The organism is Aeromonas sp. PS2Canimalfood6 (genome assembly GCF_048276795.1).
Classification (GTDB): domain Bacteria; phylum Pseudomonadota; class Gammaproteobacteria; order Enterobacterales; family Aeromonadaceae; genus Aeromonas; species Aeromonas caviae.
On record NZ_JBLUXC010000027.1, the window covers coordinates 21,311 to 46,188 of the forward strand.

Genomic DNA, 24,878 nt, shown 5'->3' on the forward strand with positions numbered 1-24,878 from the left:
CGCTGACAAGCAGACAACAAAACGGCGGGTTCAACCCGCCGTTTTTTTACTGCCCTTGTGAGTGGTTACTGCTTCTGCAGCTTCGTCACCGTGAGCTTTCCAGCCGGACTTTCGGCGTGGAAGCTCACCGCATCCCCGACCTTGAACCCTTCCATCAGGGCGGGATCGGCCACCTGGAAGACCATGGTCATGGGGGGCATCTTGAGGTTCGCGATGGCCTCGTGCTTGATGCCTACCTTGCCGTTTTGCGTGTCGATACGGCTGATGACCCCCTTGGTCATCACCTTCTCCTCCATGCCATCCATGCCCTCCATCTGGCCCATCTCCCCCATCTGGCTCATGTCGTGCCCTTCGTGGTTCATCATCTCCTCGGCCTGCAGGCCGGTGTGGGTGGCGAGGCCCAATAGCAGGGTCAGCGTCAGCGTCTTGTAGTTCATGATGGTTTCCTTGTTTGTGTTGTCCGGTTGATCAGGGTGCAGTCGGGGTATCCGTCTGCGACGTCGTGTGTTCAAGGGTTTTCAGGGTGCGGCTGCGCCACAGGTAGTAGGCGGCGGGCAGCACCAGCAGGGTCAGCACCAGCGCCGTCACCATGCCGCCGATCATGGGGGCGGCGATTCGCTGCATCACCTCCGAGCCGGTGCCATGGCTCCACATGATGGGCAGAAGGCCGGCGATGATGGTGACCACCGTCATCATCTTGGGGCGCAGGCGCAGGGCGGCGCCGTGAATGACCGCCTGGTGCAGGCCGGCCTTGTCCGGTTTGCCGCTGGCCACCAGATCGTCCCAGGCGTGGTTGAGGTAGACCAGCATCAGCACCCCCGTCTCCACGGCCACCCCGGCCAGGGCGATGAAGCCGACGCCGACGCCCACCGAGAGGTTGAAGTCGAGCAGCCAGACGGCCCAGATCCCCCCGACCACCGCCAGCGGCAGGGTGGTGAGGATGAGCAGCACCTCCTGGAAGCGGTGAAACGCGAGATAGAGCAGCAGCACGATAATGGCGAGGGTCAGGGGCACCACGTAGGTGAGGCGCTCCATGGCCCGCTCCATGTATTCGTACTGACCTGACCAGGTGAGGGCGTAACCCGGTGGCAGCACCAGCTGCTTGTCCACCTCGGCCTTGGCCTCTGCCACAAAGGAGCCGATGTCGCGGCCACGGATGTCCACGTAGACCCAGCCGTTGAGGCGTGCGTTTTCGCTGCGCAGCATGGGCGCCTCGTCGCTGATGTAGACCCGGGCCACGTCCGCCAGGGCGATCCGCTCACCCTTGGGGGTGACCAGGGGCAGCAGTTCGAGGCTGGCCACCGAATCGCGATAGCTCTGGGGATAGCGCAGGTTGATGGGGTAACGTTCGCGCCCCTCAATGGTCTGCCCCACGTCCATGCCGCCCACCGCGGTGGCGAGCACCGCCTGCACGTCGGCGATGTTGAGGCCGTAGCGGGCCGCCTTGAGCCGATCGATATCCACCTTGACGTAGCGACCGCCCGCCACCCGCTCGGCGTAGACGGAGGCAGCGCCTTCCACCTTGCCGACAATTTGCTCGAGTTGCTGGCCAATCTGCTGGACCACCTTGAGGTCGGGGCCGGCGATCTTGATCCCCACCGGGGTCTTGATGCCGGTGGCCAGCATGTCGATACGGGTCTTGATGGGGGGCACCCAGGCGTTGGTGAGGCCGGGGAAGCGGATGAGGGAGTCGAGCTCTTCTTTCAGCTTCTCCGGGGTCATGCCGGGACGCCACTGATCGCGGGGCTTGAGCTGGATGCTGGTCTCCATCATCACCAGATCCGCCGGGTCGGTGGCCGAGTCGGCGCGCCCCGCCTTGCCGAACACGTTCTGTACCTCGGGCACGGTGCGGATGAGTTTGTCGGTCTGCTGCAAAATCTCCCGCGCCTTGCCCACCGAGATGTTGGTCGCCGTGGTGGGCATGTACATGATGTCCCCCTCATCGAGCGGCGGTATGAACTCGGAGCCCAGGTGCTGGAGCGGCCAGAAACCCGCGACCGTGACCACCAGGGCGGCGGCGAGGGTGGTCTTGGGGCGGGCCAGCACGGCATTGAGCAGGGGCACATAGGCCTGGCTCAAGCCACGGTTGAGGGGGTTGGCCTGCTCGGGCAATACCTTGCCGCGGATAAAATAGCCCATGATGACCGGCACCAGCGTGATGGCGAGCGCGGCGGCGGCGGCCATGGCGTAGGTCTTGGTGTAGGCCAGCGGGTGGAACATCCGTCCCTCCTGCGCCTCCAGGGCAAACACCGGCAGGAAGCTCATGGTGATGATGAGCAGGGAGAAGAAAATCGCCGGCCCCACCTCGATGCTCGCCTCCGTGATGATCCGCCAGCGGTTCTTGTCGGTGAGCGCCTCCCGCTCCATGTGCTTGTGGACGTTCTCTATCATCACGATGGCGCCGTCCACCATGGCGCCGATGGCGATGGCGATGCCCCCCAGCGACATGATGTTGGCGTTGATCCCCTGCAGGTGCATCACGATAAAGGCGGTCAAAATCGCGATAGGGAGGGTGATGACCACCACCAGCGACGAGCGCAGGTGGAACAGGAAGGCGAGACACACCAGCACCACCACGGCGAACTCCTCCACCAGCTTGGCGGAGAGGTTGTCGATGGCGCGCTGGATAAGGTCGGATCGATCGTACACGGTGACGATCTCCACCCCGTCGGGCAGGCTGGATTTGAGCTCGGCCAGCCGTGCCTTGACCCCGTCGATGGTGTGCTGGGCATTCTCGCCAAAACGCATGACGATGATGCCGCCCACCACTTCCCCTTCGCCGTTGAGCTCGGCGATACCGCGCCGGCTCTGGGGACCGGTCACCACGTCGGCCACGTCACCCAGCAGCAGGGGGGCGCCCCGCACATTGGTGCCGAGCGGGATCTGCTTCAGATCCTCGACGCTCTTGAGGTAGCCATTCGAACGAACCATGTACTCCGCTTCCGCCATCTCGATGACGGAGGCGCCGGTCTCCTGGTTGCCCTGCTTGATGGCGGTCTCGATGAGGGAGAGCGGAATGCCGTAGGCCCGCAGCTTGTCCGGATCGACCCGCACCTGGTACTGGCGCACCATGCCGCCCACAGTGGCGACTTCGGATACGCCGTTCACCGTCTGCAGCTCGTATTTCAGAAACCAGTTCTGCAGTGACGTGAGCTCGCTGAGATCGTGCTTGCCGCTCTTGTCCACCAGGGCGTACTGGTAGACCCAGCCCACCCCGGTGGCGTCCGGCCCGAGCTGGGGCTGGGCCCCGGCGGGCAGATTGGGGGCCACCTGGCTCAGATACTCCAGCACCCGGGCGCGGGCCCAGTAGAGGTCGGTGTCGTCGTCAAACAGCACATAGACGAAGGAGTCGCCGAAGAAGGAGTAGCCGCGCACCGTGGTGGCCCCCGGCACCGCCAGCATGGCGGTGGTGAGGGGGTAGGTCACCTGATCCTCCACCACCTGGGGCGCCTGGCCCGGGTAGGAGGTCTTGATGATCACCTGGACGTCGGAGAGATCCGGCAGGGCGTCCACCGGGGTCTGCTTGACCGACCAGAGGCCCCAGGCGGTGAGCATGACGGTCAGCAGCAGCACCAGGAAGCGGTTGCCGACGGACCAGCGAATGATGGCAGGGATCATGACTGGGCTCCTCTCATTCGGTGGGCTGGCAGCCGATTGGGTTTGTGCTCAATGCAGCGAAGCATGGCCGGGATCATGATTTATCCCCCATCTGGTGCTGGCTGTGATCCATGCCTTCCATGCCTGGCATCTCGCCCTTGGCCTCTTTCATCGGCTCGTCTGCTGCCGGTTTGTCTTCCACATGGATCTGGATGATGCGGTACTCGTCCCCCTCCTGCTCCACCTGCAGATGCAGGGTCTGATCCGGTTTCAGCTGGCTGATGTCCACGCCGTCGGCCACGGTGAAGTCCATCTCCATGGCGGGCCACTGCCACTCGGGAATGGGCTGGTGAGAGATGCCGAGGGTACGCCCGGCGAGATCGATGTTCTGCACCTGGCCCTGGGTCCACACCTGCATGGGACGCACCGCCGTCATGCGCTGGAAGTCCGAATCGATGGCCGATTCTGAGTCGAGTAGGAACTGGGCCGAGCTGACGATGCTGTCACCGGCTTCGACCCCCTCCTGGATGGCGACCTTGTCACCAAACTGGGGGCCCAGGGTGACGGCCACCGACTTGAAGTTGCCATCCCCCAGTGCCAGCACCAGCCGGTCCTGGCTGCCGGTGCGGATCACCGCTTCGCTCGGCACCACCAGGCGGGGTTCCCCCTTGCCGGTGCCGATGCTCACCTTGGCGAACATGTTGGGTTTCAGGAACTCGTCCGGGTTGTCGAAGCGCAGGCGGACCCGCAGGGTGCGGGTACTGGCATCGAGCGTCGGGTAGAGGTAGTCCACCCGACCCTGCCAGCGGCGGCCCGGGGCATAGTCCAGGGTCATGGTGACCGGATCGCCGACCTTGATCTGGGCGGCCTGGCGCTCGAACACCTCGGCGCTCACCCACACCTGCTTGAGGGTACTGATGTTGAAGAGGGGGGCGGCGGGCTCCACATACTGGCCTTCACGCACCTTGAGCTCGGAGACATAGCCGCTGCTCGGGGCATAGATGCGCACCGTCTCCTGCACCTTGCGGGTGCGCTTGAGGGCCGCTATCTGATCCGCCGGTACCTGCAGGGACTTGAGCTTGCCTTCGGCGGCGCGCAGCAGCAGCGGGTTGGTGGTATTGAGCGCCAGCAGGTACTCGTGCTGGGCGTTCACCAGATCCGGGGCGTAGAGATCGTAGATGAAGCTGCCCCTGGCCACCTGCTGCCCCTCGTTCTTGATGGCGAGGTTGCGGATCCAGCCCGCCATCCGGGAGTTGATGGCTTCGAGGCGCTCCTCGTCATATCCCACATAGCCCACCGTCTCGATCTGCTGGTGGACGGGCAGTTTTTCCACCTTGGCCAGCCGCACCCCCAGGTTCTGCTGGATCTCGGGGCTGATGGTAACGGTGCCCGGCGAGCCGCCCTGTTTCTCTTCATAGACGGGGATGAAGTCCATCCCCATGTTGTCCTTGGCGGGGGCATCGCGCTTGTCGCGGGGATCCATGGGATTGACCCAGTAGAGGGGGGCCTTCTCCTTGGCGGTAGTAGCGCCGCCCATCTTGGTGGCGGCCCAGTAACCGCCGCCAGCCCCGAGGACGAGCATCAGAGTCGACAGGATCAGGGTCTTGTTCATCGCAGGCCTCCGGCACGAGTCGAACGGGAGGCGCGGGCGCCGGCAACGGCGAAAATCTTGGCTGATGACATGGTTACATCTTCTCTTCTATCAGGCCGCCTGACCGGGTTCCTGCATGAGCGTCGTGTCCAGGGGCGGGGCAGAGGCGTTATTCACGCACCTGCGTCACGCAACACTCGAATCACAGCGAACGGGTTGGGCGGCAAACGGAGCACTGCCGACGAGTCGGCCGGTGCACGGCACTTGTTGCAATGGCGAACCATCGCCCGGGCTAACGGGAGAAGCGGTTTCTAATGGCGCAGCACGGACAACATCAGATGCCGTCTGGGCCAGGAAGGGGGATGGGTACCACGCAGGCGCAGGAAGGGATCCCGCAACCAGTTGTCCAGCAGGGGGCCGATACTCCACGAAGAGGGGAGCAACAGCAGGGGCAGCAACAGCAGTGACAGCAGCATGCCGAGCAGGGGGGGCGCACTGGCGGCGCCGGATAAGCCGGGCTGCATCTGACACTCATCCCCCGGCAGGGTCCCCGCATTCAGTGTGCCCGAATGGCAGGAGAGGGAGGCGGTGTCGATCTGGTCAGGGGTCATGGCGGCGTGCCGTACCGGCCCGCTCTGGTGCAGCCCATGAGACAGGGAGGGCTGTGGCGGGGTCAGGATGGGACCGGATGCGTCGCCCGGAAAGGCGGTGGCCACCCCATGCCAGCCGATGCACAGGGTGAGATTGCAGACGAGCACCAGCGCCAGCAATAGCCGGGCGATGAGCGCTGTAGGCAATCTCGATGACAACATGGTGCAGGTTCCCTGTGACGTATGGGATGAATGTAAACCTTACCTATAGGAGAAGGTCAAGGTTCGCCCTGTACCATCTGCCAAAGAGTTGATATGGATTAAGAAATGCCGGATTGGCTGACGAAGAGGCCCCCGCGTGGCGGGGGCTCAGGGTCAGGAGTGACAGGGCAGCCCGACGGCCGGGATCAGGCGAAGCAGGTCCAGATGGGGGCGTGATCGGAGGGCTTGTCGATGCCGCGCAGCTCATAGTCGATGCCGGTCTCGGTCACCTTGTCCTTGAGGGCGTCGGAGGCCATGATGAGGTCGATGCGCAGACCCCGGTTCTCGTCAAAGCCCCTGGAGCGGTAGTCGAACCAGGAGAAGCGCTCGCACTCGGTGGGGTTGGCGGCGCGGAAGGTGTCGGTCAGGCCGAACCCCTTGAGCCGTTCCATCCACTCCCGCTCGATGGGCAGGAAGGAGCACTTGCCATCCCGCAGCCAGCGCTTGCGATTCGCCTCGCCGATGCCGATGTCGAGATCCGTGGGGGAGATGTTCATATCCCCGATCAGCGCTATCTGATCGTCTGGGCTGTGGTGGGTCTCGAGGTAGTGCTGCAGGTCTTCATAGAACTTCTGCTTGGCCGGGAACTTGGTCTCGTGATCCAGGCTCTCCCCTTGCGGGAAATAGCCGTTCATCACTGTGATGATGGAGCCATCTTCCCGCTTAAAGTCGGCCATGATCATGCGGCGCTGGGCGTCTTCCTCATCGGTGGGAAAGCCTTTTTGCACCTTGAGCGGCTTCTGCTTGCTCATGATGGCCACCCCGTAGTGACCCTTCTGGCCGTGGAATTCCACGTGATAGCCCATGGCCTCCACGTCCGCCACCGGGAAGGCCTCGTCGTGGACCTTGATCTCCTGCAGGCCGATCACATCCGGCTGGTGCTTGTCGATAAGGGCTTGCAACTGATGAAGACGGGCGCGCAGGCCATTGATATTGAAAGAGATGATCTTCATGTTCGGGGTGCTCATGTCGTTTTTGTTCGTCGCTTATTGGACTAGGAATCCGCGATGGATGCAAGTTCGGGGGCTGTGACTGGCGCAGCGGCTCGGTAATCTGTTCACGATCTGTCGCGAGAGTCTGTCAGCAAGGTGACGCGCAGCAGAGGAGCCTGAGTGCATATGTATACATGGAAGCGCCTGGCGACACATAAGCGAGCAGCACATGAGCCTTGGAAGCGGCTTCCCAGCAAGATCGTGGACAGGTTTCTAGCGGGTCATCTTCTTGACAAACACCACCACGAACAGTGCAAGCGTGAAGCTGCCGGTAAAGGCTTCGAAGGCGGCGAAGATCCGCGACAACCCCACCGGGGTGAAGTCCCCATACCCCAGCGTGGTGAAGGTCACCACGCTGTAGTAGAGGCACTCCATCAGGAAGATGGCGTTCTGCTCCAGAGGAGCGTCCGGGCGATAGATGAGGTGGGTGCCCGCGAAGTTGAGGCCGCAGAAGAAGTAAAAAATGCTGCAGATGACGATGAGCAGCAGGGAGAAGAGCACCACCCGCATGGGGGCCTCGCCGTAACCGCAGAAGAGATCCACTATCCAGGAGGCGAAGCGGCGGTAGGACCAGAACGGCATCTGCAGGCGGCGCATGGTGAGCTCCTGCTGGATGTAGCGACCGGACATGGTGAAGATGCCCTGGGCCTCCGAGGCCTTGCGCAGATCTCGGTAGGCCTCCTCCGCCTCCTTGAACCAGACGCGGGCCTGCGCCGGGTCCCGCTCGCGGCGCCCCTTTCTGTCCTGCATCAGTCGCTTGCCCGTCTCCAGGTTGTCGAGGCGGGTGTTCTTCCAGCGGATGCCGAGCAGGTTGACGTCGTCGAGGGTGGCGCAGTGGAGGTTCGCTTCGCTCAGATCGGCCTTCATCAGGCTGCCGCCCTTGATGCGAATGCCGTAGAGATGGGCACCTCGCAGGTTGGCGCGATAGAGGTTGCACTGCTCCAGCAAGAATCCCTCCGGACCCTGCCTGTTCACCAGGTTGAGATCCGCCAGCTCGGCGCGGGCCAGTTGCAGGCCGTGGCACAGGCCTCCCTGGCGCACATAGCGCTCCAGCGCCTCGGCGGTATCAGGGGTGTTGTGGGCCGCAGCGGGGTCGTGCCAGCGGCAGAGATCATGATCCCCTGCCTCTTCGGTGCAGTGGCGGCCATCGGCCACCAGGTATCGGCACATTGCCATGGTGTTGCCCCTCCCTTCCCTGAGTCAGTATCAGCATAGGTGAGGGGAGGAGGGGGGATATCAGCTGTGCTGATGATATTCCTGGCGCAGCTTGCGAAAACGTTCCTGCTGGGCGGGGTTGAGGGGGATGCCCTCCAGCACCTCCAGGGTCTCCTTGCACTCGGCGCCAAACTCCGGGCTCTTGCGGTTCTTCTGCATGAGTTGCAGCAGCACCTGGATCTTGTTGAGGGCGGCGCCGGTATTGGCGGGCGCCCGCGCAGGGCCTCGCGAAAGTGGCCTAGGGCCTGCTCCAGCTCCCCGGCCTGATAGGCCTTGATGCCCAGATCGTTGAGCTGCTGATAGCGCTGGCGCCGCTCCTGCACCGTCTTGTCATCCCGGGTCACCTGGATGCAGGTGGTGAGCAGCCGATCCTCATCCTCCGCCAGCAGGGGTTGCAGGCTCTCGGCGTACTCGAACTCCCCGAGCTGATAGAGGGCGAGTATGGTCTCGCCAAGGAGAGCCGGAGGCATGGTGGCGGGCTCGTCCAGCCAGTTCTGGTTGGCGCGATAGAGCATCTTCTTGCCCTTGAGCAGCTCCCCCAGAGCGATGCGCACCCGGGCCTGGCAGATCTGCTCGAACACCGGGTAGTTGAACTCCGACATCATCAGGGAGTCGCGGATGCGCGACAGGGCGGAGTTCACCTGCTTTTGCAGGTTGGCGATGTGGTAGCCGTCGTTGCTGTTGAGGGCGTACAAGGTGAGGGTCTGGATATAGGCCCCGAGATAATGCGGCGTGCGGTGGATCGAGTTGCGCGACAAGTCGATGAGGGCGAGCAGCACGTCCTTGGCCTGGGCGTAGTCGTGCCGTTGCAGGCACACCTCCGCCAGACGGCGGGAGAGCTGCACCGACTGGGGAGAGATGTCCACCGCCCGGCGCAGCTCCTGCTGGGCCTGCTCGTCATTGCCCAGCGCCAGCAGGGACTCCGCGAGCCAGAGGTAAGCCTCCACCATCAGGGGGGTGTGTTTCAGGGTGGCTTGCAGGTGGCTCACCGCCTCCTCGTGCAGACCCAGGGTATGGCACGCCTTGCCCAGGGTGAGGCGAGCCCAGCTGTTCTCCTGCCCCGCCAGCAGCTGGCGCATCAGGCTGCGGGCCTCCTTGGCCTGGCCCAGCTTGAGCTGGGTGTCGGCCTGCAGGCAGCGGCAGAAGTTGGCAAAGCGGGGCACCGCGTCCGCCTGTTTGGCACAGGCCTCCACCAGGGCGGGCAGATCGTCCCGGGTGAGGGCGCTGAAGACGCTCTCCAGTGCCTGGCGACGGGCGAGGGCGCGTTTGAGGCGAAACGAGAACTGCTCCTGGGAGAAGGGCTTCATCAGGTATTCGTCGGGCTCGGCTTCCAGCGCGCTCAGCACCATGGCGCGGGAGCCGTCGCTGCTGACCATGATCACCACGCTTTGGGGCGGAATGAGTTGCTGATCCCGCAGGCTTTCCAGCAACTGGCGGCCGTTCTCGCCCGCCCCCAGCTCATAGTCGAGCAGATAGATGTCGAAGCTCTCTTTCTGGCAGCGGCGGCGCGCCTCGTCGGCGGAGTTGGTGTAGGTGATGCGGTTGATACCGATGTTGATCAGCATCGCCTTCATCATCATCTGGAAGGAACGCTGTTCGTTGACCAGCAGGATGCGCTTGGGCTTGGGCTGGGGTTTCTTCTCGGGTACGGAGTCCGGTGTCTGCATCTGTCTGGCATCAAGGCGCTACGGGCTGGTGGGAGAAGTGTGCCACCAAAGTCCGCAGGCAGGCAATTGCACATGGGGAGGCCCCCCGGTTTTTCCCGCAGACCTTGGGTGAAAAAAAGGGTGTCTTGCCTTTGATCCTGGTCAAGGGAAAGCGAGTTGGCACTGGCAGGCGCTGTCCCGGTTTTTAGACTTGAAGAGCGTCAGCATGCGGGAGGCGGCAGGGGGCAGGGTGCCCGTCTGCTCCCTTGCCCGCTCACAAGGAGGGATCAGATGAGTTTGCTACCGAGTCGCACCAGCCTGTTTGATGACCTGTTCCACGACATGGCCTCCGGCTTCTACATCCGCCCCCTGCACGGGGACCCGTTGCCCGGCCAGATCAAGCTGGATCTGCGGGAGAGCGGGGATGACTACCTGCTGCAGGCGGAATTGCCCGGGGTGGCGAAGGAGGACATCCACGTGGACGTGCACGGCAAGCTGGTGACCCTGAAGGCAGAGATCCGCCAGTTTGACAGCCAGAACAAGGATGAACGGGCCCTGCGCAGCGAGCGCTACTATGGCAGCGTGTCGCGCAGCGTCGAGCTGCCGGTAGAGGTGTCGCCAGAGCAGGTAAGCGCCCGCTTTGACAACGGCATCCTCACCCTGCGCCTGCCCAAGCAGGCGGCCAGCCCCGTGCCCCACCGCATCCCCATCGAATAGGCGGTCAGTGAACGAGGCCCCGCACTGCGGGGCCTCGTCATTCAGGGCTGCTTGCGCACCAGATAGGGAGCAAACTCGGGGGTGTGTCTGGCGGCAAAGCCCGTGGCGGTCTTCTCGATGAGATAGACCGCCAGCTTGTGCTCCCTGGCAAAGGCCATCGCCCGCTCGGGGCCCATCACCATGAGGGCGGTGTCGAGGGCATCGGCCTCCAGGGCCGTGGGGGTGATGACGGTGGCGGAGACCAGCTTGTGGGTCACGGGCTCGCCGGTGGCAGGATCGATGATGTGGGAGTAGCGCTTGCCGTCGAGCTCGTAATAGTTGCGATAGCTGCCGGCGGTGCTCACCGCCATGCCGCTCGGGGTCACCACGTCCTCGATGGCGCCCGGTCTGTCCGAGGGCTCGACGATGGCCACTCGCCAGGGATTGCCCTTGTCGTTGTGCCCCTTGCTGCGCACCGCCCCGGCCACTTCGATGAGGTAGTTGTGGACCCCTTTTTGCTCCAGCAGCCCGGCTATCTCGTCGGAGGCCGCCCCCTCGCCCAGGGTGGAGAGATCCAGATAGAGGTCTGGGATGGCCTTGCCGAGCAGGAAGTGATCCCCCTCGGGGGTCAGGGTGAGCTTGTCGATGCCGACCCGCTCCCGCGCCTTGGCGATCTGCTCTGCGCCGGGCCGCCTGACCGGGCGCTTGTCCGGCCCGAATCCCCACAGATTGACCAGGGGCCCCACGGTGACATCGAGAACCCCCCGGGTGAGGTGCCCGGCGTCAATGCCCTGTTGCACAATCTTCGCCATGGTGGCCGGGATGACCTGGGGGTGCTGCCCCGTTCCCTGATTGAAGCGGGAGATGAGGGAGCCCGGATCATAGGTGGAGATCTCCTTGTTCAGGCGTGCCAGCAGCGCCTCCACCTCCTGTTGCAATGCCCCCTGTCCGCCGGGGAAGGGGTCGCTCAGGGTCACCGCATAATAGGTGCCCATGGTGTTGCCCTGGATGCGGGTCTGGGTCGGGGCCGGCTGGCAGGCGCCAAGCAGCAGGATCAGGGAGAGCAGCAGGGTGCGCGCCAGCGCAGGCGCAAAGGGGAACTTCATCTCTCATTCTCGCGGGAGTCATCGACGGGGGAGCAGCTTAGCCAACGGCTGTGGTGTTGGCGAGTGGCCGTGGGCGGGATGGCCGCAAATAATTAAGCCGGAGGGGAATTTGATCAACCCGCTTTGGGCCCGGGGTCGGGAGAAAAGAAGTGACCGGGCCCGCAGGCTGGCCCAAAAGCGGTCGTCCTTCGGTGACATTTGAATACAATGAAGATCGATCCTGACAGCATCTTTGCGGGTCGCACCCACGGGGGCGAGATGCCTGTGCTGTCATCCTTCGTCAATCAAAGGAGAACGTGATGAAAAAGGTGTTAACCCTGCTGCTTCTTGGCTCCCTTGCCACCCCGGTCCTGGCCGACGAGTGCGCACTGGTGATCGAAGGCAATGACGCCATGCAGTTCAACCAGACGGCGATGAGCGTGCCGGCCACCTGCAAGGAGGTGACGGTGACCCTCAATCACACGGGCAAGCTGCCGGTGGCCAACATGGGCCACAACTGGGTGCTGGCCAACACCGCCGACTATCAGGCTATCGCCACCGCCGGCATGAGCGCCGGGGTCGATCACGACTACCTGCCCAAGGATGACCCCAGGATCCTGGCCCACACCAAGTTGGTGGGGGGCGGCGAGAGCACCAGCGTCACCTTCAAGACCGACGGCCTGGCGGGCAAGGATCTCACCTTCTTCTGCTCCTTCCCGGGCCACTTCGCCCTGATGAAGGGCAGCTTCAAGGTGGGGTAGTGCCAAGGACAGTGTCGCCGCCAGTACAAGCAAAAGCCGGGAGTGTCCCGGCTTTTTTGTCTTCGCTTGCGCTGCGTCGCGGTGCTTTCATGATCTGGTCTGGGGTGGCAAGGAGATGACCGGCGTAGAATAGGCCGCAAATGGGCCAGTGGCCCGCCTACGCCCCTTCGGAAAAGAGAGAATGAACGCAGTGAAATGGATGCTTGGCTGTTGCCTTATGCTGTTGTGTGCCATGGCGCTGGCCGCCGAGCCCCCGGTGAAGAAGAGCCGGAGCGGCATCTGTCACCCCAAGGGCAGCACCTACTACAGCCGCACCAGGCACTATACCCCCTATGACACCATGCAGGCCTGCCTCGACAGCGGGGGCCGTGCCCCCCGGCGTTAAACGGCGGCTTGCTTGGGCTGCAGGGTAAAGAAGGCGAGGGTGGTCTTCTTGCCGCACTCGAAGCGGATGCTCTCCTCCCCCTGCACCACCAGGGTCTCGCCCGGTGCGACCTGCTGTCCCTGCACGGTGAGCTGGCCCTCCAGCAGGTGGCAGAGGTAGCACTTGTCCGCCTCCAGGGTGAGGCTGAGGGGGAAGGGCAGGTTCAGCACCCGCACGTTGGCACTGATGCGCGCCGGGTGGTAGATGAGCCCGAGATCCGTCACCTCTTTTTTCAGCAGCTCGCAACGGGTCTCGTCATCCCCGCTGAAGTGGGCCGCCTCGAAGGTGGCGTAGGGGTGGCCGTTGAGCACGAAACCGGCACCGCTGACGGGCAGCAGGATGCGCTGGTAGCCGGGAAAGCGGGAGAAACTCCCCGCTTCCTTGATGGGGGCCGAGCTCAGCCGGTAGTCAAAGTCGAGCTTGTCCAGGGTCGAACCAGGGGGGGAGATCAGGATCTGGGCCGTGGTGCCCTGCCTGTTCTTCCAGGGCATTTTCAACTGGTCGGACTCTTTAATCAGGGTGATCACGATGGCGCCTCGGCGGGAAGGGGAGAGTGGGGCCAGTGATACCATCTCCGGGAGTGGCTCACAAGGCGCCGCCAGCGCAGGCCGCGCTGGTTGACCACAAATCAGGCAGCGGACCCCCTGACGCTGACCCTAATCGGTCGACTCAAGCCCTTTTTCTATCTTGTCCAGCAGTTGCTGCAACTGCGCTATCTCCGCCGGCGTCAGCAGAGAACACAGCCGTTCGTCGAGCCGTGCGGCCTGCTGCTCCCCCTGGTTGACCCGCTCGCAGGCCAGCGGGGTCAAGGCCAGACAGATGCTGCGTCTGTCAGTGGGATGGGGCCGCTTCTCGATGAGCCCCTGTTTCTCCATCTCCTGCAGCAGGCGCGTCACCTGCGCCTTGTCGCGGCCCGACCGCTGCGCGATGAGCTGCGGCGTGGCGGGATCCAGCGCATGGATCAGTTGCAGCACCTTGTAATGGAGTGGGCTAAGGGCGATCTGCTGTGCCCGGAAATGCTGCGTCATGGCGATTTTGTACTGATCGAGGATCCGGAAGAGGTGGTTTGATAACTTCATGGTTGATAAAGTCAACTTAAAAGGGTTTAATTGATTTTATCAACCATATGGGCAAAAGCCCAGCCCGAGAGGAGATGAAAGATGCCACACACTTATCGTGTACAGGTCCAGGCGCTGGACCGCGAGGTGCCCCCGTTGCAGTTCGACTGCCAGAATCACGACGACATCTTTGCCATCCTGGCGCTCAGCAAGGGGAAGCTGGCCATGTCGGAGCAGGAACATCAGGCGTTTATCGTCGGGTTGAAGCTGTTTGGCGAAGTCATGATGCAGCATCGCAAAGAGGAGTTGTTCAAGGGGTTTCTCCCCCATTTCAAGCAATTCATGGGGCAACTGAAACGCACCGCCAGGGGAGAGGAGGCCGTGGTCGCCCCTTCCGAGTGACCCTGCCCTGACTCAAAGGGCGAGTGGTCCCGCCAGCATGCCTGATGCAAAGGAAACCCCGAGGTTGTGATCCCGGTGCTGTCAAAGCGGCGACGGCCCGCTACACTGGCAGCTCGTTTCACGGAGGACCCATGACCCACAAGATCATTCTGGATACCGATCCCGGCATCGACGATGCCATGGCCATTCTGTTTGCCGAGGCGCACCCCGCCATTGACCTGCTCGCCATCACCACGGTGTTTGGCAATGCCACCATCGAAAACGGCACCCGCAACGCCCTCTGGCTCAAGCAAAAATATGGCATGAAGGCGGACGTGGCCCGGGGCGCCGCCGCGCCGCTGCTGCGCGAGCCCGTGGGGCCGACGACAGTGGTGCACGGCCCGAGTGGCTTTGGCGACGTCCAGGCGGGGGAGGTGACCCTCAGCCCGGATCCCCGCCCGGCCTGGCAATACATCGTCGAGACGGTGAAGGCCCATCCCGGCGAGATCACCCTGGTGACCATCGGGCCCCTCACCAACCTGGCGCTGGCGCTCGAGGCGGCCCCCGAGGTAGCCGCCCTGGTGAAAGAAGTGGTCGTGATGGGCGGCGCCTTTGGCGTCAACGGCCATCGCGGCAACGTGACCCCCTATGCCGAGGCCAATATCCACGACGATCCCGATGCGGCGGACCGGGTCTTCACCGCCCCCTGGCCCCTGGTGATCATCGGGCTCGACGTCACCCAGCAGAGCATCTTCACCGCCGACTATCTGGATGCCCTGCGGGATGATGCGGGGGAGCCGGGCCGCTTCCTGTGGGATGTCAGCCGCTTCTACCTGCGCTTCTATTCCGAGCGCATTGGCATGGCGGGGTGCCATGTGCACGATCCCTCCGCCATCGCCTATGTGATCGATCCTGCGCTGTTCACCCTGCGCAAGGGGCCGGTGCGGGTCATCACCGAGGGGCCCGCCATCGGCCATACCCTGCAGAAGTTTGACGACACCCGCCATCCCCATGACGAGTGGGCCGACTGCCCGGCCCAGCAGGTCGGGGTCGCGGTGCGGGATCAGGCCTTGCTCGCCCTCTATCGGGATACCCTGGTGGCCTGGGGCAAGGGGCGCCGATAAGGCCCGGCAGTGAGTGAAAGCGTGATGGCGGCCGGGTCATGGTGAGGCGCCCCCGGTTATACTGGCGAACATCGGGTTGACGGGAGGAAGACGCAATGGCCTGGTTGTCTCTGTTGGTGGCGATAGCCCTGATCGGGTGGTTGATGACGCTGGGGCGCGGCGCCCTGTTCGAGGTCCGGCTCGCGCCGGGCAAGGTGGTGGTGAAGCGTGGCTCGGTGCCGCCGCGCTTTGTGACCCAGGCGACCCAGATCCTGCACCATGAGCCGGTGCGCGGACGCATCCTGGGCCTGCGGGACGGCAACGGGGTGAGGCTGGTCTTCTCCCGCTCCATCCCCGAGCCCGTGGCCCAGCGCCTGCGCAACATCTTCCCCTACGGGGATTACCGGGGGCTCTCTCCGAGCCCTGACGGGCGAAAATCACGCTGAGCGGTCGCCGTGGCGACCCTCATTTCCAGACGCCGGGCCCTGTGCCCGGCGTCTGCGTTTTCAGCGCTTCGCCAGGAGGCCCTGTTGCGGTCAGCGCGGCCCTTGCAGGGGCCTGATCGCCTCGACCAGAAAGTCGATGAAGGCGCGGGTCTGGGGTTTGAGGAAGCGGCCGCCACGAAACACCGCGTGGATCTCGTCCTGGCGATCCTCGCAGGGGGAGGCGAGCCACTCTGGCAGCAGCGGCAGCAGGGTGCCCTCATCGATGCTTTGCTGCACCATCCAGCTCGACAGCAGCAGCACGCCGCACCCCGCGAGGGCGGCGCAGAGCAGGGGCGTGCCCCCGACCGAGGCGAGGTTGCCCTGCACCGCCACCTTCTCGCGCTCCGTGCCCTGCTGGAAGTACCAGTGCTGGCGTTGGCGCCCATGGCCGCGAATGAGGCAGTTGTGGTGGGCCAGCTCGGCGGGATGGGCGGGTTCGCCATGGCGGGCCAGATAGGCGGGGGAGGCGACCAGCAGCGAGCGGTTGGTGAGCAGATGGCGAGTGTGCAAGCTGCTGTCGGCGGGCTTGCCGATGCGCACCGCCACGTCCACGTTCTCGGCATCGAGATCCACCATGCGGTTGTCCAGCGCAACCTCCAGGCGCACCCCGGGGTAGCGGGTGAGGAAGTCGGGCAGGCGGGGAGAGAGCCAGGACGCGCCGAAGCTCTCGAACACCGAGACCCGCAGCGGCCCCTCTGGCGCCACCGAGAGGGGTTGCAGGGATTGCACCAGCTGATCCGCCTCCTCCAGCAGGGGCAGGGAGCGGGCGAGAAAATAGGCGCCCTGCTCGGTCAGCACCAGTTGGCGGGTGCTGCGCTTGAAGAGCGGGATCCCGAGCTGCTGCTCCAGGGCGTCGATGGCACGGGTCACGGAGGAGGGGGCCTGGTTGAGGGCGCGGGCGGCACGGGAGAAACTGCCCGATTCCACCACCTGGGCCAGGATGCGGATGCGATCCAGCATGGATTCACCTTTGCGATAAACGCAAAACTGTTGCAGGTTATGACGATATTCTAATCAAAAATGAAAAAGTGAACAATCAGCTCACCGCCCCATCCGGGGTCCATCACAGGAGTCTTGCCATGTCACACCGTATCCAGCTCGCCAACCAGGTGCCCGCCGCCGTCTCGGCCATGATGGGCCTCGAGTCCTACCTCGGGGGCACCGACATTCCCCTGTCGCTCAAGGAGCTCATCAAGTTGCGCGCCTCCATGATCAACGGCTGCGCCTACTGCATCGAGATGCACGCCGACGTGGCGATGAAGCACGGGGAGAGCGCCCAGCGTCTGCTGGCGCTGGCCGCCTGGCAGGAGTCGCCGCTGTTCGACGCCCGGGAGCGGGCGGTGCTGGCCCTGACCGACGAGGTGACCCTGATCGCCGACAAGGGGCTCACGGCGCAGACCTATGAGGCGGCGCTGGCCCAACTGGGGGAAACCCTGCTGGCCCAGTGTCTGATGCAGGTGGTCACCATCAACGCCTGGAACCGGATCGCCGTGGCGACCCGGATGGAACACGATCACTCCTGACACCGGACCTCGAGGGAGGGAGAGAAAACGATTGTCAACGGGCCCGCACAAGGGCCCGTTTTGTTACGAAGTGTGCCTTCTGGCGCCAGGGGTTGCGACCGTTGTCGGGGGGCGGGAAGTTAATCATACATTCGTTTGATTAATTATTTTTTTAATCTTCCCCGAAAAATACCCATCCAGATCAAGGTGTGGAGAAATGACCTGTGAGTCGAAAAGGGGCTGTATGGCTCTTTTTTGATCGCAATGGCGGGTTAAAAACAGACCAGATGGATCTTTTTGGTTAATTGGTGGTCACTTTTGGTGGCGCGAGAGATTAACGGAAGATGAATTGCCGCGGTGTAACTTGAATAAATTGGTCATTGTCAAGGGATTAACATCTGATACCGCTTTCCATCACCTTTTGAACATTTTTGGGATTAATTTTTCATGTTGTTCACATGCCGGTCTGATGCAATAAAATGCTGCATTTTTTTATACCAATAAGCCTTCAAAAGATGAGGACATTGCATGAGACTCTTTGATGTGAAGAGGGGCTTGGGCGCTTTGCTGCTGCTCGCGACCGCCAGCTTGCTGAGTGGCTGCGACATGGCACTGATGAGCCCCAAGGGGCAGGTCGGTATGGAGCAGAAGTCACTGATACTCACCGCACTCGGCTTGATGCTGATCGTGGTGGTGCCCGTGATTGTCATGGCGGTGGCGTTCGCCTACAAATACCGGGCGTCCAACACCAGTGCCACCTATGCGCCGGACTGGGCCCACTCCAACAAGATTGAGGCAGTCGTCTGGACTGTACCCGTCATCATCATCGTCATCCTGGCGGTGATCACCTGGAAAACTTCCCACTCCCTCGACCCTTACAAGCCGCTGGAATCGGACGTCAAACCGGTTCAGGTGGATGTCATTTCCCTGGACTGGAAGTGGTTGTTCGTCTATCCGGAGCTGGGCATTGCGTCGGTCAACGAGCTGGCCTTCCCGGTCAACACCCCGGTCAACTTCCGGGTGACCTCCGACACCGTGATGAACTCCTTCTTCATCCCGCAACTGGGCGGCCAGATCTACGCCATGGCGGGCATGCAGACCAAGCTGCACCTGATCGCCAACGAAGCGGGCGAGTACAAGGGCATCTCCGGCGGTTACAGCGGTGCCGGTTTCTCCGGCATGAAGTTCAAGGCCATCGCGACCCAGGATCAAGCCGGTTTCGACGCCTGGGTAGCCAAGGTGAAGGCCTCTTCCAAGGCCCTGAGCACCATGGATGAGTTCAATGCCCTGGCCAAGAAGAGCGAAAACCACCCGGTGGAGTACTTCGCCAGCGCCGATCCCAAGCTGTTCGTCAACATCATCAACAAGTTCATGGGCGGCATGTCCCATGGTGGTCACGCCACCCCGGCTGCGGGCTCCGCGGATCACGAGGGCATGAACCACGAGGCCATGAACCATGACGCCGCCCCGAAAGCGGGTGCCATGGACCATGAAGGGATGAACCATGAGGCCTCGCAAGAGGACGCCATGGAGAACCAGGCCATGAACCATGACGCCCATGCCGGACACATGGCCATGTCGGCCGACAAGAGTGTGAAAGCAGGATCCGAGGAATAATCGATGTTTGGAAAATTGACACTCGAGGCTATTCCGTACCATGAACCCATCATCATGGTCACGATAGCCGGTATCATTCTGGGGGGCCTGGCCATCGCCGGTCTCATCACTTACTACGGCAAGTGGCAATATCTGTGGAAAGAGTGGCTGACCTCGGTCGACCACAAACGCCTCGGTATCATGTATCTCATTCTGGGCATGGTCATGCTGCTGCGTGGCTTTGCCGACGCCGTGCTGATGCGTGGCCAGCAGGTCATCGCCTCCGGGGGTGGCGAAGGCTACCTGAACGCCCATCACTACGACCAGATTTTCACCGCCCACGGCGTCATCATGATCTTCTTCGTGGCCATGCCGCTGGTGATCGGTCTGATGAACATCGTGGTGCCGCTGCAAATCGGTGCCCGTGACGTGGCCTTCCCCTTCCTGAACAACCTGAGCTTCTGGTTCACCGCCGCGGCCGTGGTGCTGATCAACGTCTCCCTCGGGGTCGGTGAATTCGCCCAGACCGGCTGGCTGGCCTATCCGCCCTTGTCGGGGCTGGAGTTCAGTCCCGGGGTCGGGGTCGATTACTGGATATGGAGTCTGCAGATTTCGGGTCTGGGGACCCTGCTGACCGGCGTGAACTTCTTCGCCACCATCATCCGCATGCGTGCCCCTGGCATGACCATGATGCGCCTGCCGGTCTTCACCTGGACCGCCCTGTGTGCCAACATCCTGATCATCGCCTCCTTCCCGATCCTGACCGTCACCATCGCCCTGCTCACCGCAGACCGCTACCTGGGTACCCATTTCTTTACCAATGACATGGGTGGCAACATGATGATGTACATCAACCTGATCTGGGCCTGGGGTCACCCCGAGGTGTACATCCTGGTGCTGCCGGTGTTCGGGATCTTCTCCGAAGTGGTGGCGACCTTCTGTAAGAAGAAGCTGTTCGGTTACACCTCCCTGGTGTGGGCAACCGTGGCGATCACCGTGCTGTCGTTCATCGTCTGGCTGCACCACTTCTTCACCATGGGGTCCGGCGCCAACGTGAATGCCTTCTTCGGCATCACCACCATGATCATCTCCATCCCGACCGGGGTGAAGATCTTCAACTGGCTGTTCACCATGTACCGCGGTCGCATCGAGTTCACCTCGCCCATGCTGTGGACCGTCGGCTTCATCATCACCTTCACCGTGGGTGGCATGACCGGGGTACTGCTCTCCGTGCCGGCCGCCAACTTCGTGCTGCACAACAGCCTGTTCCTCATCGCCCACTTCCACAACGTCATCATCGGCGGCGTGGTGTTCGGCTGCTTCGCCGGTATCACCTACTGGTTCCCGAAAGCGTTCGGCTTCAAGCTGGATGACGTCTGGGGCAAGCGTGCCTTCTGGTGCTGGATCACCGGCTTCTTCGTGGCCTTCATGCCGCTCTACGTGCTGGGCTTCATGGGCATGACCCGTCGTGTCAGCCAGAACATCGATCCCGAGTTCCACGGCTGGCTGGTGGTCGCCGCCTGCGGCGCCGGTCTGATTGCCCTGGGCGTGCTGTGCCAGGTCATCCAGATCGTGGTCAGCATCCGCGACCGCGAGAAGAACCGCGACCTGACCGGCGATCCCTGGGGTGGCCGTACCCTGGAGTGGGCGACGTCCTCTCCGCCGCCGTTCTACAACTTCGCCATCGAGCCGAAGGTCACCGGTCTGGACGCCTTCTGGGAAGCCAAGGCTGACGGCAGCGCTTACAAGAAGCCTGCCCAGTATGCCCCCATCCACATGCCGAAGAACTCCGGTGCCGGTGTCATCATCGCCGCCTTCAGCGTGGTGTTCGGCTTTGCCATGATCTGGCACATCTGGTGGATGGCCATCGCCGGCTTCATCGGCATGATCGCCACCTGGATCATCCACAGCTTCAACGACGATGTGGACTACTACGTACAGGTTGACGAGATCGAGCGCATCGAAGGTCAGCATTTCGACAACATCAACAAGGTGGCTTAATTCCATGGCGACTGACGTACTACATCACTCTCACGGTGCCCATGAGGATGGGCACCACGATGCCGGTGCCACCAAGGTATTCGGTTTCTGGATCTACCTGATGAGTGACTGCATCCTGTTCGCGACCCTGTTCGCGACCTATGCGGTCCTGGTCAACGGCACTGCCGGTGGCCCCACCGGCAAGGACATCTTCGAACTGCCGTTCGTGTTCGCCGAAACCATGCTGCTGCTGCTGAGCTCCATCACCTTCGGGTTCGGCATGCTGGCCATGAACAAGAACAAGGTCGCGGCGGTCAACACCTGGCTGTTCGTCACCTTCCTGCTGGGTGCCGGCTTCATCGCGATGGAAATCTACGAGTTCCATCACCTGATCGTGCACGAGGCGGGCCCGGATCGCAGCGGCTTCCTCTCTGCCTTCTTCACCCTGGTGGGGACCCATGGTATCCACGTGACCAGCGGCCTGGTCTGGATCATCGTGATGATGGTGTCGATCACCAAGAAGGGGCTGACCGAGCGCAACCGCACTCGCCTGATGTGCCTGAGCCTGTTCTGGCACTTCCTCGACGTGGTATGGATCTGCGTCTTCACCGTGGTCTATCTGATGGGGGTCATGTAAATGAGTCATTCCGTTGACAATCACGGCGCCAGCCACGGCAGCGTCAAGTCCTACATGATCGGCTTCGTGCTGTCACTCATCCTGACCGCCGTGCCGTTCTGGATGGTGATGGACGGCTCCGCCTCCCACGCCGTGGTGCTCGGCACCGTGGTGGCCATGGCGGTGGTGCAGATCTTCGTACACCTGGTCTACTTCCTGCACATGAACACCTCCTCCGAGGAGCGCTGGAACCTGGTGGCACTGGTCTTTACCGTGCTCATCATCGCCATCGTGGTCGTGGGTTCCCTGTGGATCATGTACAACCTCAACATCAACATGATGGTTCACTGAGCGGGTTGATGATGATGAAGCAATACCTGCAAGTGACCAAGCCGGGCATCATCTTCGGCAACCTCATCTCGGTTATCGGGGGATTCCTGCTGGCCTCGAAGGGGAGCCTGGATGTGCCCCTGTTCATCCTGACCATGGTGGGGGTGTCACTGGTGGTGGCCTCCGGTTGCGTGTTCAACAACTACATCGACCGGGACATCGACTGCATCATGGAGCGCACCAAGAACCGCGCCCTGGTGCGGGGGCTCATCGCCCCCGGTGTCTCCCTCTGGTATGCGACGGCGCTGGGCGTTGCGGGCATTGCACTGCTCTACTTTGCGGCCAATCCGTTGGCCGCCTTGCTGGCGGTGCTGGGCTTCCTGGTTTATGTGGGGGTCTACAGCCTCTACATGAAGCGCCACTCGGTCTATGGCACCCTGGTCGGCAGCCTCTCCGGCGCCGCGCCGCCGGTCATCGGCTACTGCGCGGTGAGCGGGCAGTTCGACTCGGGGGCCCTGATCCTGCTGGCGATCTTCAGCCTGTGGCAGATGCCGCACTCCTATGCGATCGCCATCTTCCGCTTCAAGGACTACCAGGCTGCCAACATCCCGGTGCTGCCGGTGGTGAAGGGGATCCCGGTGGCCAAGCTCCACATCACCCTCTACATCCTGGCGTTCATGGTGCCGACCCTGATGCTGTTCCTCGGCGGCTACGCCGGGTACAAGTATCTGGTGGTGGCCACCGCGGTGAGCGTCTGGTGGCTGGGGATGGCGCTGTCGGGCTACAAGGCGGCGGTGGACGACTCCCTCTGGGCGCGCAAGCTGTTCATGTTCTCCATCGTCACCATTACTTGCCTGAGCGTGATGATGTCGGTGGACTTCCAGCCGGACGCAGCGCCGGTACTGGTGAGCATGCTGCCCTGATAGTGTGAACTGCACCCCTGAAATGCATGAAATCCAGAGCCGGGAATCTTCCCGGCTCTGCTATTATGGGCGCCGCCCTGCGAGGGGCATCGCCGATTTTTCGGGGCGGCCGGGCGCCTGTCACCCCTTTCTTTCTCTCTTCTTTTTGACTCATCGAGGCCCTCATGAATGATTTCACCATGACGAGGGGCGAGCGACGCGCGACCTGGGCGCTCGGCTCCGTCTTCTCGCTGCGCATGCTCGGCATGTTTATGGTGCTGCCGGTGCTGACCACCTACGGCATGTCCCTGGCGGGCGCCTCCGAGGCGCTCATCGGGCTTGCCATCGGCATCTACGGCATGACCCAGGCCCTGTTCCAGATCCCCTTCGGCCTGCTCTCCGACAAGGTGGGGCGCAAGCCCCTCATCGTTGGCGGCCTGCTGATGTTTGCCCTTGGCAGCGTCATCGCCGCCCTGAGCGACGCCATCTGGGGGGTCATCGTCGGGCGCGCCCTGCAAGGGAGCGGCGCCATCTCCGCCGCCGTCATGGCGCTCCTGTCGGATCTCACCCGGGAGCAGAATCGCACCAAGGCGATGGCCTTCATCGGGGTGAGCTTTGGCATCACCTTCGCCATCGCCATGGTGACCGGCCCCCTCATCACCCATGCCCTGGGCTTGTCCGGCCTCTTCTGGCTCATCGCCCTGCTGGCCCTGGCCGCCATCGCCATGGTGCTCTGGGTGGTGCCGACCCCGGCGGCCCACCTGCAAAATCGCGAGTCCGCCATGGTGCGAGGCAGCTTTCGTACCGTGCTCACCAACCCTCGCCTGCTCAAACTCAACCTCGGCATCCTCTGCGTCCACACCCTGCTGATGTCGAGCTTCGTGGCCCTGCCGCCCCTGCTGGAGCGTGCCGGGCTGCCCCGTGACAGCCAGTGGCAGGCCTATCTGGTGACCATGATGATCGCCTTCGTGAGCGTGGTGCCCTTCATCATCTATGCCGAGAAGCACCGCCAGATGAAGCGGGTCTTCATCGGGTGCGTGGTGGTGATGCTGGCCGCCGAGCTGGTGCTCTGGCAGAGCGGCCAGCAGCTGTGGGGTCTGCTCGCCGGGTTGCAGCTCTTCTTCATCGGCTTCAACGTGATGGAGGCACTGCTGCCGTCTCTCATCAGCAAGGAGTCCCCGCCGGGCTACAAGGGCACCGCCATGGGGGTCTACTCTACCAGTCAGTTCCTCGGGGTCGCCATCGGCGGCAGTCTCGGCGGCCTGCTCTACAGCCTGGGGGGCGGCCCCCTGGTGTTTGGCGGTTGCGCCGCCCTGGCCCTCGCCTGGCTCGGGGTGAGCCTCACCATGGCCGAGCCCCCCTATGTGAGCAGCCTGCGCATCGTGCTGCCGGAAGGGGTCGAGGCCACCCCGGCCCTGGAGCAGCGGATCCGCGCCAGCGAGGGGGTAAGCGACGTGCTGCTGGTGCGCGAGGAGCACTCCCTCTACGTGAAGGTGGACAGCAAGCGCCTGACCCGCAGCGATCTGGAGCGGCTGGTCTCGTTGTGATGGCTGGCTGCGCGGGGCGGCGCAGAGCGCGGGCTGATGGGCGGCTGCTATGCTGAGATCCTCACTCACTGGAGGAACCTCTGATGTCATACGTGGACGGATTCGTGCTCGCCGTGCCGACGGCCAACAAGCAGGCCCTGATCGATCATGCGGGGCAGTTTGACCCCATCTTCCTCGAATACGGCGCCACCCGGGTGCTGGAGTGCTGGGGGGACGATGTGCCCCACGGCAAGCAGACCGACTTTTACCGGGCGGTGGCGGCCAGGGAGGATGAAACCGTGGTCTTCTCCTGGGTGGAGTGGCCGAGCAAGGCGGTGCGGGACGACGCCATGGGCAAGATGATGCAGGACCCCAGGATGGACCCCGCCAATCCCCTGCACCAGACCATGCCGTTTGATGGTGCCCGCATGATTTTCGGAGGCTTCACCACCGTGCTGGAGCTCAAGGGCTGATACCCCGCCAGCGCCAAAAGCCCGCCTGGTCTTGGAGGGCTTCACCATTGTGGCTGGAGCTCAAGGGC

General features: G+C 63.0%; 24 protein-coding genes and 1 pseudogene. 14 read left to right on the forward strand and 11 right to left on the reverse strand.

Translation table 11 applies throughout. From position 1 onward, the window contains the following. Positions 1-65: 65 nt before the first annotated feature. From ACNPAA_RS12345 to ACNPAA_RS12375, 7 genes and pseudogenes are all read right to left on the reverse strand, one after another. A complete protein-coding gene (locus ACNPAA_RS12345) occupies positions 66-437 on the reverse strand; it encodes a copper-binding protein (protein ID WP_043759198.1) in 372 nt (123 codons plus the stop codon). Positions 438-468: 31 nt separating this feature from the next. After that, positions 469-3,618, reverse strand: a complete 3,150-nt coding sequence (locus ACNPAA_RS12350; protein WP_052815048.1) for an efflux RND transporter permease subunit — start codon at positions 3,616-3,618, stop codon at positions 469-471. A gap of 73 nt (positions 3,619-3,691) precedes the next feature. After that, entirely contained in the window at positions 3,692-5,209 is a 1,518-nt protein-coding gene (locus ACNPAA_RS12355; protein WP_052815049.1) for an efflux RND transporter periplasmic adaptor subunit, read from the reverse strand. A gap of 290 nt (positions 5,210-5,499) precedes the next feature. After that, positions 5,500-6,000 carry a hypothetical protein gene (locus ACNPAA_RS12360; RefSeq protein ID WP_109422019.1) on the reverse strand — a complete coding sequence of 167 codons (501 nt, stop codon included), beginning with the start codon at positions 5,998-6,000 and terminating at the stop codon, positions 5,500-5,502. A gap of 185 nt (positions 6,001-6,185) precedes the next feature. Beyond that, positions 6,186-6,992 carry an exodeoxyribonuclease III gene (gene xthA / locus ACNPAA_RS12365; RefSeq protein WP_109422020.1) on the reverse strand — a complete coding sequence of 269 codons (807 nt, stop codon included), beginning with the start codon at positions 6,990-6,992 and terminating at the stop codon, positions 6,186-6,188. Positions 6,993-7,244: 252 nt separating this feature from the next. Further along, positions 7,245-8,207 carry an ion channel gene (locus ACNPAA_RS12370; protein ID WP_109422021.1) on the reverse strand — a complete coding sequence of 321 codons (963 nt, stop codon included), beginning with the start codon at positions 8,205-8,207 and terminating at the stop codon, positions 7,245-7,247. Positions 8,208-8,267: 60 nt separating this feature from the next. Beyond that, positions 8,268-9,913: pseudogene (locus ACNPAA_RS12375) on the reverse strand (tetratricopeptide repeat protein). Positions 9,914-10,183: 270 nt separating this feature from the next. On the opposite strand from ACNPAA_RS12375, the gene ACNPAA_RS12380 reads away from it, so the two are divergent. Continuing rightward, entirely contained in the window at positions 10,184-10,609 is a 426-nt protein-coding gene (locus tag ACNPAA_RS12380; protein ID WP_109422022.1) for an Hsp20/alpha crystallin family protein, read from the forward strand. A gap of 41 nt (positions 10,610-10,650) precedes the next feature. On the opposite strand, the gene ACNPAA_RS12385 is transcribed toward ACNPAA_RS12380, so the two are convergent. Beyond that, a complete protein-coding gene (locus tag ACNPAA_RS12385; RefSeq protein WP_109422023.1) occupies positions 10,651-11,694 on the reverse strand; it encodes an FAD:protein FMN transferase in 1,044 nt (347 codons plus the stop codon). Positions 11,695-11,993: 299 nt separating this feature from the next. Between ACNPAA_RS12385 and azu the strand changes: the two genes are divergently transcribed. Together azu and ACNPAA_RS12395 are read left to right on the forward strand one after the other, a co-directional pair. Further along, positions 11,994-12,434, forward strand: a complete 441-nt coding sequence (gene azu, locus ACNPAA_RS12390) for an azurin (RefSeq protein ID WP_043155526.1) — start codon at positions 11,994-11,996, stop codon at positions 12,432-12,434. Between the two features lie 181 nt (positions 12,435-12,615). After that, complete coding sequence (locus ACNPAA_RS12395; protein ID WP_109422024.1) at positions 12,616-12,819, forward strand: hypothetical protein; 204 nt, start codon at positions 12,616-12,618, stop codon at positions 12,817-12,819. Here ACNPAA_RS12395 and ACNPAA_RS12400 read toward each other — a convergent pair. Together ACNPAA_RS12400 and ACNPAA_RS12405 are read right to left on the reverse strand one after the other, a co-directional pair. Next, positions 12,816-13,385 (reverse strand): HutD family protein, encoded by a 570-nt coding sequence (locus ACNPAA_RS12400; protein ID WP_029314060.1) that lies wholly within the window; start codon positions 13,383-13,385, stop codon positions 12,816-12,818. The genes ACNPAA_RS12395 and ACNPAA_RS12400 overlap by 4 nt on opposite strands. A gap of 129 nt (positions 13,386-13,514) precedes the next feature. Then, complete coding sequence (locus tag ACNPAA_RS12405; protein WP_113978018.1) at positions 13,515-13,937, reverse strand: MarR family winged helix-turn-helix transcriptional regulator; 423 nt, start codon at positions 13,935-13,937, stop codon at positions 13,515-13,517. An 81-nt stretch (positions 13,938-14,018) separates the two neighbouring features. Here ACNPAA_RS12405 and ACNPAA_RS12410 point away from each other — a divergent pair, with 81 nt between their 5' ends. The 3 genes from ACNPAA_RS12410 to ACNPAA_RS12420 all read left to right on the forward strand — a co-directional run bounded on the left by ACNPAA_RS12410 (position 14,019) and on the right by ACNPAA_RS12420 (position 15,846). Next, complete coding sequence (locus tag ACNPAA_RS12410; RefSeq protein ID WP_042014216.1) at positions 14,019-14,318, forward strand: DUF3861 domain-containing protein; 300 nt, start codon at positions 14,019-14,021, stop codon at positions 14,316-14,318. 131 nt (positions 14,319-14,449) lie between these two features. Then, a complete protein-coding gene (locus ACNPAA_RS12415; RefSeq protein WP_113978020.1) occupies positions 14,450-15,421 on the forward strand; it encodes a nucleoside hydrolase in 972 nt (323 codons plus the stop codon). 95 nt (positions 15,422-15,516) lie between these two features. Continuing rightward, positions 15,517-15,846: a DUF3634 family protein gene (locus tag ACNPAA_RS12420; protein ID WP_039039207.1), complete on the forward strand. Its 330-nt coding sequence runs from the start codon at positions 15,517-15,519 to the stop codon at positions 15,844-15,846. A 90-nt stretch (positions 15,847-15,936) separates the two neighbouring features. On the opposite strand, the gene ACNPAA_RS12425 is transcribed toward ACNPAA_RS12420, so the two are convergent. Continuing rightward, positions 15,937-16,845 (reverse strand): LysR family transcriptional regulator, encoded by a 909-nt coding sequence (locus ACNPAA_RS12425; RefSeq protein WP_113978021.1) that lies wholly within the window; start codon positions 16,843-16,845, stop codon positions 15,937-15,939. A gap of 119 nt (positions 16,846-16,964) precedes the next feature. On the opposite strand from ACNPAA_RS12425, the gene ACNPAA_RS12430 reads away from it, so the two are divergent. The 8 genes from ACNPAA_RS12430 to ACNPAA_RS12465 all read left to right on the forward strand — a co-directional run bounded on the left by ACNPAA_RS12430 (position 16,965) and on the right by ACNPAA_RS12465 (position 24,810). Next, positions 16,965-17,408 carry a carboxymuconolactone decarboxylase family protein gene (locus ACNPAA_RS12430; protein ID WP_109422028.1) on the forward strand — a complete coding sequence of 148 codons (444 nt, stop codon included), beginning with the start codon at positions 16,965-16,967 and terminating at the stop codon, positions 17,406-17,408. 507 nt (positions 17,409-17,915) lie between these two features. Continuing rightward, positions 17,916-19,004, forward strand: a complete 1,089-nt coding sequence (cyoA, locus tag ACNPAA_RS12435; RefSeq protein WP_080767819.1) for a cytochrome o ubiquinol oxidase subunit II — start codon at positions 17,916-17,918, stop codon at positions 19,002-19,004. Positions 19,005-19,007: 3 nt separating this feature from the next. After that, the gene (gene cyoB / locus ACNPAA_RS12440) at positions 19,008-20,984 is read left to right on the forward strand and encodes a cytochrome o ubiquinol oxidase subunit I (RefSeq protein WP_041211612.1); all 1,977 of its coding nucleotides are present in this window, start codon (positions 19,008-19,010) and stop codon (positions 20,982-20,984) included. Beyond that, positions 20,905-21,600, forward strand: coding sequence for a cytochrome o ubiquinol oxidase subunit III (locus ACNPAA_RS12445; protein ID WP_080560441.1), 696 nt, complete (start codon positions 20,905-20,907; stop codon positions 21,598-21,600). Before cyoB ends, ACNPAA_RS12445 begins: the two co-directional genes overlap by 80 nt. Next, positions 21,601-21,930 carry a cytochrome o ubiquinol oxidase subunit IV gene (locus ACNPAA_RS12450; RefSeq protein ID WP_010673684.1) on the forward strand — a complete coding sequence of 110 codons (330 nt, stop codon included), beginning with the start codon at positions 21,601-21,603 and terminating at the stop codon, positions 21,928-21,930. 8 nt (positions 21,931-21,938) lie between these two features. Then, a complete protein-coding gene (gene cyoE / locus ACNPAA_RS12455) occupies positions 21,939-22,832 on the forward strand; it encodes a heme o synthase (protein WP_010673685.1) in 894 nt (297 codons plus the stop codon). Between the two features lie 164 nt (positions 22,833-22,996). Then, positions 22,997-24,358 carry an MFS transporter gene (locus ACNPAA_RS12460; protein WP_113978023.1) on the forward strand — a complete coding sequence of 454 codons (1,362 nt, stop codon included), beginning with the start codon at positions 22,997-22,999 and terminating at the stop codon, positions 24,356-24,358. An 83-nt stretch (positions 24,359-24,441) separates the two neighbouring features. After that, positions 24,442-24,810 (forward strand): DUF1428 domain-containing protein, encoded by a 369-nt coding sequence (locus ACNPAA_RS12465; RefSeq protein WP_010673687.1) that lies wholly within the window; start codon positions 24,442-24,444, stop codon positions 24,808-24,810. Positions 24,811-24,878 lie beyond the last annotated feature (68 nt).

Excerpts from the sequence above, each read along its gene's own strand:
- ACNPAA_RS12430 (WP_109422028.1), top strand. The coding sequence starts at position 16,965 with ATGTCACACCGTATCCAGCTCGCCAACCAGGTGCCCGCCGCCGTCTCG.
- ACNPAA_RS12345 (WP_043759198.1), bottom strand. The coding sequence starts at position 437 with ATGAACTACAAGACGCTGACGCTGACCCTGCTATTGGGCCTCGCCACC.
- cyoB (WP_041211612.1), top strand. The coding sequence starts at position 19,008 with ATGTTTGGAAAATTGACACTCGAGGCTATTCCGTACCATGAACCCATC.
- ACNPAA_RS12425 (WP_113978021.1), bottom strand. The coding sequence starts at position 16,845 with ATGCTGGATCGCATCCGCATCCTGGCCCAGGTGGTGGAATCGGGCAGT.
- ACNPAA_RS12465 (WP_010673687.1), top strand. The coding sequence starts at position 24,442 with ATGTCATACGTGGACGGATTCGTGCTCGCCGTGCCGACGGCCAACAAG.
- ACNPAA_RS12450 (WP_010673684.1), top strand. The coding sequence starts at position 21,601 with ATGAGTCATTCCGTTGACAATCACGGCGCCAGCCACGGCAGCGTCAAG.
- ACNPAA_RS12415 (WP_113978020.1), top strand. The coding sequence starts at position 14,450 with ATGACCCACAAGATCATTCTGGATACCGATCCCGGCATCGACGATGCC.
- cyoE (WP_010673685.1), top strand. The coding sequence starts at position 21,939 with ATGATGATGAAGCAATACCTGCAAGTGACCAAGCCGGGCATCATCTTC.
- ACNPAA_RS12410 (WP_042014216.1), top strand. The coding sequence starts at position 14,019 with ATGCCACACACTTATCGTGTACAGGTCCAGGCGCTGGACCGCGAGGTG.
- cyoA (WP_080767819.1), top strand. The coding sequence starts at position 17,916 with ATGAGACTCTTTGATGTGAAGAGGGGCTTGGGCGCTTTGCTGCTGCTC.
- ACNPAA_RS12370 (WP_109422021.1), bottom strand. The coding sequence starts at position 8,207 with ATGGCAATGTGCCGATACCTGGTGGCCGATGGCCGCCACTGCACCGAA.
- ACNPAA_RS12445 (WP_080560441.1), top strand. The coding sequence starts at position 20,905 with ATGTGGACTACTACGTACAGGTTGACGAGATCGAGCGCATCGAAGGTC.
- azu (WP_043155526.1), top strand. The coding sequence starts at position 11,994 with ATGAAAAAGGTGTTAACCCTGCTGCTTCTTGGCTCCCTTGCCACCCCG.
- ACNPAA_RS12420 (WP_039039207.1), top strand. The coding sequence starts at position 15,517 with ATGGCCTGGTTGTCTCTGTTGGTGGCGATAGCCCTGATCGGGTGGTTG.
- ACNPAA_RS12355 (WP_052815049.1), bottom strand. The coding sequence starts at position 5,209 with ATGAACAAGACCCTGATCCTGTCGACTCTGATGCTCGTCCTCGGGGCT.
- ACNPAA_RS12405 (WP_113978018.1), bottom strand. The coding sequence starts at position 13,937 with ATGAAGTTATCAAACCACCTCTTCCGGATCCTCGATCAGTACAAAATC.
- ACNPAA_RS12460 (WP_113978023.1), top strand. The coding sequence starts at position 22,997 with ATGAATGATTTCACCATGACGAGGGGCGAGCGACGCGCGACCTGGGCG.
- ACNPAA_RS12350 (WP_052815048.1), bottom strand. The coding sequence starts at position 3,618 with ATGATCCCTGCCATCATTCGCTGGTCCGTCGGCAACCGCTTCCTGGTG.
- ACNPAA_RS12380 (WP_109422022.1), top strand. The coding sequence starts at position 10,184 with ATGAGTTTGCTACCGAGTCGCACCAGCCTGTTTGATGACCTGTTCCAC.
- ACNPAA_RS12385 (WP_109422023.1), bottom strand. The coding sequence starts at position 11,694 with ATGAAGTTCCCCTTTGCGCCTGCGCTGGCGCGCACCCTGCTGCTCTCC.
- xthA (WP_109422020.1), bottom strand. The coding sequence starts at position 6,992 with ATGAAGATCATCTCTTTCAATATCAATGGCCTGCGCGCCCGTCTTCAT.
- ACNPAA_RS12395 (WP_109422024.1), top strand. The coding sequence starts at position 12,616 with ATGAACGCAGTGAAATGGATGCTTGGCTGTTGCCTTATGCTGTTGTGT.
- ACNPAA_RS12360 (WP_109422019.1), bottom strand. The coding sequence starts at position 6,000 with ATGTTGTCATCGAGATTGCCTACAGCGCTCATCGCCCGGCTATTGCTG.